This is a genomic window from Archangium sp. (genome assembly GCF_036277355.1).
Classification (GTDB): Bacteria; Myxococcota; Myxococcia; order Myxococcales; family Myxococcaceae; genus Archangium.
In genome coordinates, this window is the sequence record NZ_DASUNC010000194.1 from 1 (window position 1) to 13,635 (window position 13,635).

Below are 13,635 nucleotides of genomic sequence, written 5' to 3' on the forward strand. Positions count from 1 at the left end.
GTCGAGCACCTCAACGCCAACAAGGTGCGCATCCCCTGGATGAACGACCGCCTCGTCCTCTACTCGCTCGACGCCCCGCTCCCAGAGAGCCCGGAACCGTCAAGTGCTCCCTCGACGGCCCCATCGGACGTTCGGTGCTAGGGTGAAGAAGCTCCCCGGCTGGAGCCGTTCGCAGTCACTCTCTCCCTGACCCAACTTGCGCGAGGCTTGGAGTTCCTCCAGCCGGATCTTCGCCAGGGTGGTCCCCTTGGCCGAGGAACCCCGGCCCGGGTCCTGGTACTCGCCCGGGTAGTCGTACACCTCGAGTTCCTTGTCCTGCCCGGCCTGGTGGTTTCCATCCATGGGCAGGTTGGGCTTCTTGAAATTGAAGTCGCGCAGGCTCACCTGTCCAGGTTGGATCTCCTCGGCGAAACGGAAGCGCAGCACGTGCTCGGCCTGCGGCACCATTCCAGCGGACTGACGGAAGGAGAGCTGCTCGCTGCCCGAGATGGGCTGGCAGGCACCGGGGCTGTCTCCCATGACGAGCACGTGCTTGTCCTCGTGGTGCTCGAAGAAGTGGAAGATGCCATCTTCCTCCATGAGCCGGCAGAGAAAGGCCCAGTCGGACTCGCGGTACTGGACGCAGTAGTTGCGTGGCTCGTAGGTGTTGCTCAGGCGCAGCTCATAGTGCTGGCTGGAGATGCCCGTTCCCTCCAGCACTTTCTTGAGGATGTCCGGTGTGGTGAGCTCCTGGAAGGTACGGCTGCCCTGGCGGTGCTTGAGGCGCCACACCTGTGGCACCACGGTGGCCTGATAGAGGGTGTAGCGTGGCAGCCCGCCCACCTGCTCGAAGCGCGAGATGATGCCGTGGACATGGCGGGGGCCTTGCTCTCCTTCGATTTTGAGCAGGGCCGGCTTGCCCACGATGTCCGCGAAGACCAGGGCTGGATCCTCGCACGCCAAATCGAGTTGAAACTCGTAGAGGCTGGAGACTCCCTCGTGGCCGGCGAACCGCACGACATTGAGTGGGGCGGGACAGCCGGAGACCTTGAAGCTGAAGAGCGATATGCTGCCAGCGAGGGTATTTCGTGCGACCATGTTTTGGTCCTCCAGTCCCAGAACTGTTCGGCACTACCGAGCAGTCATGTGGCTGGGACCCACCCTACAGCATGGCCACATTCCTCAGCGTGAGAGATGAGGGGAGAACCCGTGTTGTTCCGAGGTGTGGTGATGTGACGCAGACGCGGAGCCGCCAGCGGGTGCCGCAGGGCCTCAGTTGTAGATGTTCTGGTCGCCGCTGGAGCCGCCGCCGCGCTGACCCGCCCGGTACTCGTTGCCGGGCGTGTGGATGAGGACGACCTCCACCACCTTGTTCTTGCGCGTCTCGTTGCTCTCGGAGAGCACCTGGCCGCGCCAGTGGTTCGGGTCCTCGTCGGCCTTCTTCTCCAGGTTCTCCACCATCTTCGGGGGCGCGATGGCGAGCCGGGGAATCAGACACTCCGCGCGGAGCACCACCTGGAGATCATTGTCCCGGGTGGGGTTGGGCTCGTTGGGCGGGAACTCGTCGATGTTGTCGGAGAGGGTGACCCGGAAGTCGGGCGGGCGGTCGGGCATGCGGACCGTCTGTCCGTCGATGCGGCCGTAGGAGCCCTCGCCCCACTCGTCGGCGAGGTCCTCCAGCTTGGACTCCGGGTTGTTGAAGCGGGCCCCGGCCGTCGCCGACAGCATCTGGTTCCACCGGGGGTAGTTCTCTCCGTAGAACTTGCGGCCCCACTGCGCGGCGGACTCGGAGCAGGTCTGCGCGTCGATGTCGCGCACGGAGCGGCTGCCGCGCTCCTGCTCCGCTCCCGTGTACGCCAGGGCGCCGAGGATGATCAGGGCGATCAGCAGCGTCACGCCCAGGGCCGTCAGCAGGGTGGAACCACGACGAGGGGCTCGGGACTTCATGTCTCGCTCTCCAGCCATCAGATACGGGGTGCGGCGACGTTCTTGAGCAGGACCACGGTGCTGAGCACCCGGCGGCGGTGCCCGCTGGCCTCGGGCCGGGGGGCTCCTCCGAGGTCGATTCCCCGCTCGAACGGGGTGTCCTCCTTCGCGACGAACTCCCCGTCGTTGGTGACGAGGGCATTGCTCGTGCGCGCCGAGATGGAGAGCCGGGCGAAGGTGAGCCCCGGGTCCATCAGGGCCTCCGTGGGCCCCTGGTCGGTGAAGCCGTCATCCGCCACGCCGTCGTCGTTGCGGTCGTAGCCCCACTGCACCTGGAAGTCCTCGATGTCCCTGGCCAGCACCGTCCGCTCGGGCGGCTGGACGGGCCCGAGCGTCCGGGGATTCAAGGTCTCCATCACCAGGTCGGCCCGCGCCGGGGTCTTGCCCACCGCGTCCACGTACATCACGCGCACGCGCACGACGCGGACCGGGAACACGGTGGCTCCGGGCTGGATGGGGACCAGCGGATCCTGCAGTTGCACGGGGTTGACGGCGCCGGGCGTCTCCAGCTGGACGACGTTCCTCGCCAGGTCCCCGTCCATGACGAGGTTCCTCCGCTCGATGGGCACCAGCATGGCGCGCTGGAAGTTGGTGATCAGCGCGCTCTCCCCCGGATGGAAGATGTCGGGCTGGACACCGGGCGTCGTCGGCAGCCGCCCATCCGGCGCCACGCTCACCTTGTCGTCGGCGAGCGCCCGGACCAGCACGGTGCGCCGATCCGCGCCGTAGCGCACCAGCGTCAGCGTGTCGGGCATCTGCGGCATGTCCCCGTCGTGCAGGGCCGCCGCGCCGTTGGTGAAGAGCATGGCGGGGCGCTGCTGCCGCGAGCCATCCGGGCCCGTGAAGCTGTAGACGGGACCGCCGGCGCCCGCGGCGGCCAGGGCCTGGGACACCTGGCGCAGGGCCGTGCGGGCCTCCTCGTTGGCGTCCGACAGCAGCTGCTGGTTGCGCCGCATGCGTCCGGCCGCCAGCAACACCACCACGGCCGCGCCCAGCATCAGGATGCCGAGCGCCGCGCTCAGCAACAGCTCCACCAGGGTGAGCCCTCGCGCGGAGCGCCGCTTCCGGGCGAGCACTAGCGGGTCAGCACTGCGCTGGTGACGACGCATTGGGTATCGCCCTCTCTGAAGTTGCCGCACGTGCCGTCCGAGGCGTGGCTGACCGCGACGAAGACCCGCCAGAGGTCTCCCTGGGAGCTCCCATCGACGACCCGCTCGAAGCGCACGTAGCGCCGGTACTGGCAGGTGGGGTGGAAGCCTTCCTCCGGCTGCCCGGTGTTCCTGCACGGACGGCCGTAGATGTCCACCCAGCCCACCAGCTCCGGTTGGGTCCCGTTGCACAGCTCCGCGAGCTTCGCGGGGAGCGCGGAGCCGAACGCCTCCTGGCAGTCCAGCGGCGTCCCATCGTGGACGAAGCTGGCGCCGTTGGCGTCCGTGCGCAGCTTCGGCTTGAAGTCACCGAGCACCAGCGCGTCCACCCGCTGCTGCGCCAACCGCATGGCCATGTGGTGACGGTAGGAGCGGCTGGAGGCGCGGGCGGCGAGGGTGTTGGCCGATACGAGCGCCAACATCGCCACCGCCACCAGCGCCATGCCGATCATCACCTCGACCAGCGTCATCCCTCGAGGGTGTCTCTGCCCGCGCATGCTCCACCTACTCCGCGAGTGCACGGCCCAGGTCCAGCCAGGAGCCGATCCGCGCCGGGGTCCGCTTCCCGCCCAGGCCCGAGCCCGGCACGTTGCCCAGGGGCTTCTTGTCCCCGGTGCTCTGCAGGCCCACCATGCTCTGGGTGATGATGGTGCCGTCGGGCAGCACCAGACTGCCCGCCGCCGTCTTGCCGCTCTGGCCGTCGTACTTCACCGGATCCGCCTTGCTCAGGTCGCGCACGAGCGTGCGGCCCTGCATGTCCGACTTGAAGGGGTTGTTCTCCGTGGTGCCGTAGGCCGTGGTGAGCACGATCTGGCTGCCCACCAGCTTCGGCGAGCCCACGGCCCGCTCCTTCTCCTCGAGCTCGAAGAAGACGGCCGACCCCTGCTTCGCGTTGCCCCAGCGGGTCATCGTGGACGCCTGCGTGGACGGGACGGGGTTCACCTTGTCGTAGGTGAGCTGGTGGCGGATGCGCGTGTCCTCCGGGCTGGAGGCCACCACGTACACCCGGCCCTTGATGTTGGGGTTCGTCGTGAGCACCCAGTCCGGGCCCGCCGTGCCGAAGACGAGCGCCAGCTTGCCCGCCGCCGCCTGGCCCACCGGCATGCGCGAGAAGAGGCTGTCGGTGCCCAGCTCATACGGCAGCCGCATGATGGCGGGCACCGTGCTGATGGGGTGCTGGGGATTGTCGGTGGAGAACAGCGGGTAGCTGCCGGTGCCCGAGGACGCGTGGCTGAAGGCATTCATGTTGGCGCCGGTGTGGATGTCCAGCTCCCAGAGCCGGCCCTCCATGTCTCCCACGTACACGCGATCCATGGAGCCGTCGTTGTCCACGTCCAGCGTGGAGGTGCCGCCCGGCACGGAGTTGGACGTGCCGGCGCCGTAGGGCCGCTCCCACTGCCAGAGCTTCTCGCCCGTGCCCGAGTCCAGGGCGAACACCTGCAGCTGCTGCGCCCCCGTCGTCGCGCCGTTGGTGGCCACGATCAGCTGGAAGGTGGGCACGTTGCCCCGGCGCACCGGCACCAGGTTCATCGCCAGCGCGTCGCCGAAGTCCTGGTAGTTGTAGGGGCCCGACGTGCGCGCGGCCGCCAGGTCGGCGTAGTCGGGAGCGGGGTCGCCCTGACGGTCCGACCACCGGAAGGCCGTGTTCTTCGCGTCGTCCGGATCATCGGTGTGGTCCTGGTCCGCCGTCACATCCCACAGCACGGTGGGGTTGCGGGGATCCGTCACGTCCAGCGCGAACATCTCTCCGCCCAGACGGCCCGAGCCGGAGACGAGCACCGTGCGCCAGCGGTAGATGCCGGTGTTGCGCTCGTCCGGATCCAGCACGCCGTTGCGGTTGGAGTCCTCGTAGTCCACGTACACGTCGGAGACCACGGGCGAGATGTCCACCCGGGCGTCGTTGGTGCGCAGGCGCGGCAGCTGGCCCTTGGGGATGAAGGACCACAGCTCGGTGCCCGCGGCGGGCGCCGTCTGGCCGGGGATGGAGCCGCGCAGGTAGATGGCGTGCAGCTGGCCATCCAGCCCGCCGATGTAGGCCATGTCCGGGCGCTGGATTTCGATGTAGTCGCTGCGGCCCACCACCGCCGCGCTCGCGTGGTCCAGGCCGCCGAGCGTCGAGCGGACCTCGCCGAACTGGCGGTTGTCACACTTGGACTCGGTGGGCGTCATGTCGTCGTACGGGGTGCTGTCCGTGATGTCGTGCGCCACGCAGAAGCCGCGCACCCGCTGCACGAAGTGCTGGCTGGTGTGGGTGTAGTCGTTGAGCAGCGCCGCCAGCACCGTGTCCACGATGCCGTCCCCATCCGGATCCAACACGCTCAGGCCCGCGGCGTTGCGGTCCAGCGCGATGGCCTCCTGGAGATCGCACACGTTGCGCAGCTTCCCCGTCTTCGGATCATCCTGGCAGCCCGGCCTGAGCTCGCTCAGCTGGAAGTCCACCTTCTCGAGCCCGTCCTGGTTCGTTCCCAGCACGGTGAACATCTTGCGCTCGCCCGGCTTGGGCATGCGCGCGGAGGCCTCCCACTCGGCGTCGGCGGCGAAGCTCTGGCGAGCCGCGCCGATGTCGCTGGCCAGGATGGAGCGGAAGCGGCCCTCGACATAGGGGAAGATCCAGTCCGCGGCCTTGGCGCCCATCTGGAAGTTGATGCGCTCGGGGAAGTGGGCCGGGGGCGGGGTGTCCAGGAAGGTGCCCGACAGCACGCGCACCTTGTCCAGCGTCCCATCCGCCTTGTAGGTCAGGTCCGCCACGGGCTCGGCGCGGCTGGTCTCCAGCGAGCTGGGCTTGTAGGCGAGGTTGAGCAGCGTGTTGAGCACGATGCGGTTGCCCGCGGCCGACGACGCGAAGCTGTGGCCGGCCAGGTAGAGCACGTTGCCCTTCTGGCGGTTGTTGTCCTTCGGGCGGGAGATGTAGATGTCCCAGCCATCCTTGCCGCTGGTGGCGGAGGACTTCGTGGTGATCATCCGCAGGGTGCCGGCGCCGTAGTCCTTGTTCCTGCGCGGCTTGAAGCCCTCGACGCGGCCGAACGTCATGGAGAAGGGGTAGTCACCCTTCTGGCTGAAGAGATCCCCGTGGTTGTTGAAGATGTAGCAGTCACCGCTGGCACCGGGATCCGAGCAGTCCTGTCCGTTCGGCGCGAAGCCATACTTGCCCACCAGTTGCTCGGTGGTCAGGGTCCGCAGGCCGGGCCCCGGGGCGGCCGGCGTGGGGTCCAATGCCGTCTTGGACATGAACTGGGTGGGCTCATTGCCGGTATACAGCTCCCGCGTGCTGTCGTCCGGCTTGTAGCTGTCCTCGTACGTCTCGATCGAGGCGCACTCGTTGAAGATGCTGTTCCCGATGTCCACGAAGTGGGCGATGTTGCTCAGCGCGGACTTGAGGTTCTCCCCCTGGGTGCCTTCCCAGTGCGGCGCCCACAGCACCTTGTAGTACGTCTTGTTGGGCGTGCCCGGGTTCGGCGCGTAGTTGAGCTTGCCCCGGGGATGGGTGTCGTTGGAGACCAGATCCGTGTCCTGGTTGAGGACGTCGAAGATCTTCCCGTGGTTGTCGAAGGTGCCCTCGGCGCCCGGGAAGTTCAGACCGGCGTTGAAGAGGTACTGGCGCAGGATGCCCACCGACCCGGCGCTGGTGGTGTTACGTCCCTCGACGAGCGCGATGGGCGGGGGCACCTCGTTCATGATGCGCGCGATGGGCGCCACGAAGGCGTTGTTGGCCTTGTGCACCCGGACGTTGAACGCCGTGCCCGGGTCGCAGTTGACGGCGCCTTCCGGTCCCCGGAACTTCTCGAAGTCCTCGTCCTCCTTCAGCAGCTTGATGGCCCGCGCCGCCTCGGAGGCCTCGATGATGAAGGGCCCGCCCATGTAGCGCAGCCGCTTCACCGTGCCCTTCACCCGGAAGGCCGCCTCGCCCGTGCCGTTCGGGTTGCCACGGGTGTCGAAGGTGTCGAACTCGGTGATGAACGCGCCCGAGGCGTTGTTCAGCAGCGACACCGGCCAGCCGCTCTCCTTGGCCACCTCCATGTCACAGCCGTCGATGTAGACCGCCGTGTCCACGCTGTTCTTGCACCGGTGGTGGCTCGTCTTCGTGGGCTGCACCGCCCAGTAGACCGTCACCCCCTTCTGCAGGAACCGGTAGATGAGTCCGTAGGCGGACACCGCTCCGCACTGGGTTTGATAGGCCCGCTGCATCGGAATGATGAGCGAGCCCTGCTCGAAGCGGACATCCGTCGCGCCCGCGGCGAAGGGCAACGTCATGAGGCACAGGACGGCCAGGGGGCGAATGCGAAGCGCTTTCATCCGTGTCTGTCCTCCAGGAGGGGGCCGGCGGGGGGACGCCGGTCGACATTCGGGGGTAGGCGCGGAACCCACGGGGGTGGCTCTGCGCTTATCTGCGGCAGGGTAGCATAACGGAGGATAGACAGACAAAGGACTACAGCTGAGAGATTCGAGCGAATCACTCTGTAAGCGATTTCCTGTATGTCTCTTGGATTCCAAGAAATGACGAAGCCCCCTCCCGCCGTGTGGCAGGAGAGGGCTGCGAGTGAAAAGCGGGCCCGGGACTAGCGGATCTCGAGCTTGCCGATGGCGAAGTCAGCGTTGGAGAAGACCTCGTCACCGGCGCGGTTGCGGGCGGCGGCGCGGAAGCGGGTGTCCAGGCTGGTGCCGTTGAAGACGGTGCCCACGGGAGCGGTGGCCGGCAGCTTCAGGCGCACCGAGTAGAAGACGCGGCCGGGCAGCAGGGCCACGTCGCCCGTGAACTTGCCCGCGCCGTCGTACTTCTGGCTGACGCCCGTGTAGAGGACGCCGGCCGTGGGGCCCGTGGTGGGCAGCGTCGCGGCCACCGCCTTGGGGGCCGAGCCCAGGTTGAACACGTTGCCCTCCACCAGCAGGGAGGAGTCGGGCTCCACGCGGGTGGTGTCCAGCGGCAGGTTCATGCCGGCCGAGTAGACGCCGCCGCGCGCGGTGGCCGTGGAGGAGCCGGTGATGACCAGGCCGGCGTTGGCCACCAGATCCAACTGCACCACCTTGGCCGAGGAGGCCGCCGCGTTCACCACGAAGCGCACCTTGCCCATGCCGGGAGTGGGGTCCGTGTAGACGAGGCCGTGCACGGCGGTGGTGCCCGCGCCGGAGAGCGGGGAGGCGCCCACCAGGGAGGCCTTGAGCTGCTGCGCGCCCAGGGTGTTGAAGGTGGCGGTCACCACGGAGGTGCCGCTCTCGGAGCCGGAGAGGGTGAGCGGGCCCGGCAGGATGGCGGCCGCGTCGGTGCTGGTGAAGGTGAGGCTGCCCGCGTAGGAGATGGGGTTGCCGTAGGTGTCCTTCACGCTCACCACCGCGTCCACCGGGTAGCCGGCGTTGGTGTCGGTGGGCAGCGCCACGTGGAGGGTGGGCGCGGCCGGGTTGATGGTGATGGACGCCGTGCACGACCAGCCGCCCGCCGAATCCGTGGCGGTGATCGTCTGGCCGCCAGCGCTCACCAGCCGGGAGGCGAAGACGCGCGAGCCCTGGTCCCCGCCCGGCGAGTAGGCCGCCGGAGCCGGCAGGGCCGCCTGCGGGTGGGCGTCCGTCGCGGTGACGGTCATCGTGCCGGTGTAGGGGGTGGCGATGTTGCCGAACGTGTCGCGCGCCGTCACGCGCACCGGGAGCAGGCTGCCCGCGATGGCCGTGGCCGGCACGTCGGAGATGTCACACGCCGTGGCGGCCGCCGCGGAGACGGCGAACGCACCGGAGGCCGTCAGCTCGGCCCGGGCGCTGTCCACCACGGTGATGCGCTGCAGGCCCGAGGTCTGCAGCGAGGCGAAGAAGGTCCGGGTGCCGCCATCCGTGTCGGTGAACGTGTAGCGGGAGGGGAGCGCCGCGCGGGCGTCCGTCGAGCTGAAGTTCACGGTGCCGCGGTAGCCCGTGAGGGGGTTGCCGTACGTGTCCGTCACCGTGACGGTGAAGGAGGAGGCGGCGCCCGCGGTGGTGGGGCCGGTGCCGGACAGGACGATGCGAGCGGCCACCTGGGTGGACGTCACCTTCGCGCTGCCCGAGGTGGCCGTCAGGGTGCCACCCACCTCCGTCGCCGTCACCGTCTGGTCGCCCTGGGTGCGGAACGCCACCGAGACGAGCGCCACGCCCTGCGAGAAGGACACGTCGGCCGGCGGCTCCATGGCCGTGTCCGACGAGGTGATGTGCGCCTTGCCCGCGTACGTGGTGGCGCGGTTGCCCTTGGCATCGAGCGCGGTGACGGTGAGCGCGAGCGGCTCGCCCACGCGCGCCGCGGCGGGCATGCCGGAGAGCTCGTACGCCACGGCCCTGCTCGGACGCACGCGGATCTCACTGGAGACCTTCACGGTGTCGTTGCGGGTGTCCTGCACGGTGATGGTCTGCACGCCCGCCTTGAAGAGGGTGAGGCGGAGGGTGGCGGTGCCATCGTGCGTGTCCACCGTCACGTCCGGGACGGCCGGCGCGCTCTCGTCGCTGTGCTGGACGTGGAGCTGGGTGGCGTAGTCGCGCGAGAGGTTGCCGAAGGCGTCCACGAAGGACACCTGGAAGGACACCTCGGCGCCCGACTCGGTCTCCGGGGCCAGGCCGGACAGGTTCATCCGCGCGGCCGGACCGGCGTTGACGGTGAAGGGCGAGCTGGTGGTGCTGAAGGAGCCCGCCATGCCACCGCCCACGGTGCCGCTGGCGATGAGCTGGCGCGAGCCCGCCGTGCGGAACGTCACTGGCACCGACTTCACGCCCTTGTCCGCGGCGGTGAAGGTGAAGTCGGCCGGGAGTTCCGCCGCTCCGTCGTTGCTCACCAGGTGCACCGTGCCCGTGTACGAGGGCACCGTGGCGCCGGACGGGTCCACCACCGTGACGATGACCTGGGTAGGCGTGCCCGCGGTGAAGGTCTCCGCCGCGTTGAGCTTGAAGCCCGAGGCCGGCGTGGGGCCCACCGTGACGGTGAGCGTCTGGAGGGTGCTGCCCGAGCGGTTGCTCGCCGTCAGGGTGTAGGTGGTCGTCTCCGCGGGCGACACCTCCACCTCGCTCTTGCCGGTGACGTCACCGGCACCGGGCTCGAGGGTGAGTTTGTCCTCGCCCTCGGCGGCGAAGACGATCTTGGCGGAGGCGCCCTTGGCGATGGTGCCCGGCGCCACCGTGAAGATGGAGACGGTGGGCGCCTGGCCGCAGGCGGCCAGCAGGACGGTGCACAGCAGGAGGAGGTTCCGGGTCATGGGACGGAACGCGGTCGTCATGGAAGGGGTGTGGACTCGAGTCATGGCGTGCTCCCGAACTTGCCGAGGAGCGCGCTCAGATCGGCTTCTTCGATGGTGGTGGGGCTGCTGGTGAGGTCCAGCGTGTTGTCGTAGCGCAGGTGGGTGGGGGTGGCCGGGGTGGTGCCGAGGCGGCCGGCCATGGCGGCCAGGTCGAAGTAGTCGACGACGCCGTTGCCGTCCCAGTCGCCGTTGCCCGGGGTGGCGTTCGCCTCGCTCTTCGGGTGGACCTCCCAGATGCCGCGGCCGTAGGTGGCCACGCGCAGCAGGCTGCCGTTGGAGGCGATGGTCAGATCATAGGTGCGCACCATGGGCAGGTTCTTGCCGTAGCGGGCCCAGGTGGCGCCGCCATCGGTGGAGCGGTAGAGCCCCAGCTCGGTGCCCGCGTAGATGATGGAGTCCGTGGCCGGATCGAACCGCACCACCCACACCGGCACGTTCGGCAGATCGAAGCCGGTGCCGTTGCCGTGGAAGGGCACCCAGGTGGCGCCCTGGTCCGTGGTCTTGAACAGGTGGCCCACCGAGTCGGGGATGGCGCCCCCGGCGAGGTTGGCGCTCCCCACGGAGGACACCAGCCACGTCTTGGTGCTGTCCGTGCCGCCCAGGCTCTCCGGCTGGCGCGGGATGGCCACCGACTGGATGAAGCCCAGCTGGTCGAACCCGCCCGAGCCATTGGGCACCTGGAGGATGGTGGCGCCGCCGCGCAGCGAGACGGAGCTGCCCTTGTCCACCAGCAGCGCCGAGGCGCCGCTGCTCAGGGGCAGGCCATAGATGCGCGCCGGCACGCCGTCCACGGTGTACGTGTGGGGCGAGGCGGTGACACCGAGGCCACGGGTGCCACGGGTGGCGCCGGCCACGCTGATGCCCGAGGGCGTCAGCCGCACGGCCGACGGGCGGTCGGACACCGGATCCACGGTGAGCCGCCAGATGTTGAGGGAGGAGTTGGCGACCACCGAGCCCTGCGCGTCGAAGGTGGGGCTGTAGCGGATCATGAACGGGTAGCTGTCACCCGTGGGCAGCGTGAAGTTGGCGCGCGCCTGGTTGGCGAGCTCCACGCCGTTCTCGATGCGGGTGGCCCGGCTGCAGTCACGCAGGCGCGGCTGGCAGTACTGCCACCGGCCCTGGACGGACGTCCAATAGACGGGGTTCTGGCCGCGCGAGTCGCGGGACACCGCCGTGCCGATGCCGTCACCGCCGAGGATCTGATCCCAGTTCTGCAGGTCGTAATCGAAGATGAAGGCCTCGTCCTCGATGAGGCGGAAGCGCGTGCCGTTGTCCTGCAGGCCGGCGAAGACGACGTTGGCGTTGCCGTAGACGGGATCGCCGCTGCCCACCGAGTAGGGCAGATGGGTGACGAGACCGATGTTGGGGTGCTGCCAGGTGACCTGCGCGCCCGTGGGGGCGTCGAAGACGTCGCGCGAGACGGAGAGGCCGCCGTCGGTGCCCACGAGCGCCATGTAGATGGCGCCCACGCGCACCACGGTGGCGGTGTGCCAGTCCGCGTGCACGTACGGCAGGAAGCCCTCGGCGGTGTAGCCGCCACCGCCCTGGGGCAGCCAGTGGGCCATGTTCTGCCAGGTGGCGCCGCCGTCGGAGGAGCGGATGCCGCAGAGGTTGCCGCCGATCAGCACCCGGTTGGGATCCGCCGGATCCACGGCGATGGCCAGGTTGTACCAGCTCTGGTCATGGCCCGCGTTGACGTCCGTGCACTGGCTGGGCGTGGGGTTGGTGACGGGCGTGGCCTTGGTGGCCACCACCGTCCAGGTGTTGCCGCCATCCACGCTCTTGAGCACCGCGTTCGTCGCCGAGGCGGCGTCACTGAGCGAGCCGCCGATGGCGTAGACGACGGTGGCCGTGGGATCCGCCGTGCCGCTGCCGGCCAGGTTGATGTGACTGATGTCGGTGGCGGTCGAGCCCGTGACGGTGGCCGGCAGGGTGCCGCCAGCGCGGGCCGACACCCAGGTGGCGCCCGAGTCGGTGCTCTTCCAGATGTCACCGTAGTTGCCCACGGCGGGGTTGGAGGCGCAGGCGGCGACGCTCAGCAGCCGGTTCTGCGTACCGGAGGCGGGGTGGGGAGGCTGGCCGCCGGGGCAGGCATACGCACCACTCACCAGCCACTGCGACTGGCCGTCCGTGCCCTGGCCCAGGTACACCAGATCCCAGGTGGCCTCGCGCACCGGACCCGTGGCCGCGGTGTTGGGCAGGTCGATGAAGCCGAACGTCGCGCCGCCGTCCGTCGAGCGGTAGAAGCCGTCGTTGGTGGCGACGAGGAGGTTGTTGGCGTCGGCCGGATCGATGCGGATGTCGCGCACGTTGCTGGTGACGGTCGGCTGACCGTCCACCGGGTGCGTGGCGGAGAGGAGGATGGGATCGCCCCAGGTCTTCCCCTCGTCGGTGGACTTCACCAGCCCGCCGCCCTGCTGATCGAACGCGTCACCCAGGCCGAGCCAGACGGTCTTGCCGTCCGTCGGGTCGAGCTCCATCGCGCCCACGGCGAGCGTGCCGAGCTGATCGGTGATGGGCTTCCACGTGGGGTACTGGCCGAAGTCGGTGGCCTTCCACACGCCGCCGCCGGCCGTGGCGATGTAGACCGTCTTGGCATCGCCCGGCTTGACGCGGATCTTGGTGAGACGGCCGGAGTCGATCGACTTGTAGTAGGTGCCGTTGTACGAGGAGCGCGCCGTGGCCGGGCCGAGGTTCACCCAGGACACGTCGCCCGCGGGCGTCGGCGAGAGGGCGCTGGCGTCCCCATCGAGGCGCATGGGCGAGGTGGCGCCCGTGCCGTTCCACTTGCGCGCTTCCGCGGCGGCGATCTTCAGCAGCTCCTGCTGGTACTCGGGGCTGCGCGGGCCGATCTCGGCCTGGAGGGCGAGCCGGCGCAGCGCGGCGTCATCCTTCTCCGCCTCCTCGTTCTCCTCCTCGTTCGCGACGAGGCCCTCGTGCTCCTCGTCCTCGTCCTCGGAGCGCAGGCTGTCCATCCAGGGGATGTAGTCCAACCCCTGTGCGAGCGCCTGCTCGGTCTTGGCGATGAGCGCGTTGCGGCGCTCCTGCTTCCAGTTGTTGTAGGCCGTGACGACCTGGGGCGCGCAGGCGGCGAGCCCTGCGACGGTCGTCACACTGAGGAACATCCACTTCTTCTTCTGAGACATGGTCACCCGTGGGGGGGATGGAGCCGTACCTCTGCTGCAAGACTTCAGGACCGCGAGACTTCGAAGGCACACGCCTCGTGGCGCGGGGGGCGCTCGTGTTGGATGGAGATGAGGGAGGAGTGTTGAGCCGAGGGC

The 13,635-nt window shown here is 69.1% G+C and carries 7 protein-coding genes; all 7 read right to left on the reverse strand.

Annotation, left to right across the window (positions count from 1 at the left end):
- Window positions 1–99: 99 nt before the first annotated feature.
- The 7 genes from VFZ09_RS47780 to VFZ09_RS47810 all read right to left on the reverse strand — a co-directional run bounded on the left by VFZ09_RS47780 (window position 100) and on the right by VFZ09_RS47810 (window position 13,500).
- Entirely contained in the window at window positions 100–1,077 is a 978-nt protein-coding gene (locus tag VFZ09_RS47780) for a type VI secretion system Vgr family protein (RefSeq protein WP_329734530.1), read from the reverse strand.
- 174 nt (window positions 1,078–1,251) lie between these two features.
- Complete coding sequence (locus VFZ09_RS47785; RefSeq protein WP_329734531.1) at window positions 1,252–1,926, reverse strand: hypothetical protein; 675 nt, start codon at window positions 1,924–1,926, stop codon at window positions 1,252–1,254.
- Window positions 1,927–1,943: 17 nt separating this feature from the next.
- Complete coding sequence (locus tag VFZ09_RS47790; protein WP_329734532.1) at window positions 1,944–3,074, reverse strand: hypothetical protein; 1,131 nt, start codon at window positions 3,072–3,074, stop codon at window positions 1,944–1,946.
- Window positions 3,041–3,610 carry a type IV pilus modification PilV family protein gene (locus VFZ09_RS47795; RefSeq protein ID WP_329734533.1) on the reverse strand — a complete coding sequence of 190 codons (570 nt, stop codon included), beginning with the start codon at window positions 3,608–3,610 and terminating at the stop codon, window positions 3,041–3,043. The genes VFZ09_RS47790 and VFZ09_RS47795 overlap by 34 nt, the downstream gene beginning before the upstream one ends.
- A gap of 7 nt (window positions 3,611–3,617) precedes the next feature.
- Entirely contained in the window at window positions 3,618–7,406 is a 3,789-nt protein-coding gene (locus VFZ09_RS47800) for a hypothetical protein (protein WP_329734534.1), read from the reverse strand.
- Between the two features lie 263 nt (window positions 7,407–7,669).
- Entirely contained in the window at window positions 7,670–10,333 is a 2,664-nt protein-coding gene (locus VFZ09_RS47805; RefSeq protein ID WP_329734535.1) for a hypothetical protein, read from the reverse strand.
- A 20-nt stretch (window positions 10,334–10,353) separates the two neighbouring features.
- Window positions 10,354–13,500: a hypothetical protein gene (locus tag VFZ09_RS47810; protein ID WP_329734536.1), complete on the reverse strand. Its 3,147-nt coding sequence runs from the start codon at window positions 13,498–13,500 to the stop codon at window positions 10,354–10,356.
- Window positions 13,501–13,635 lie beyond the last annotated feature (135 nt).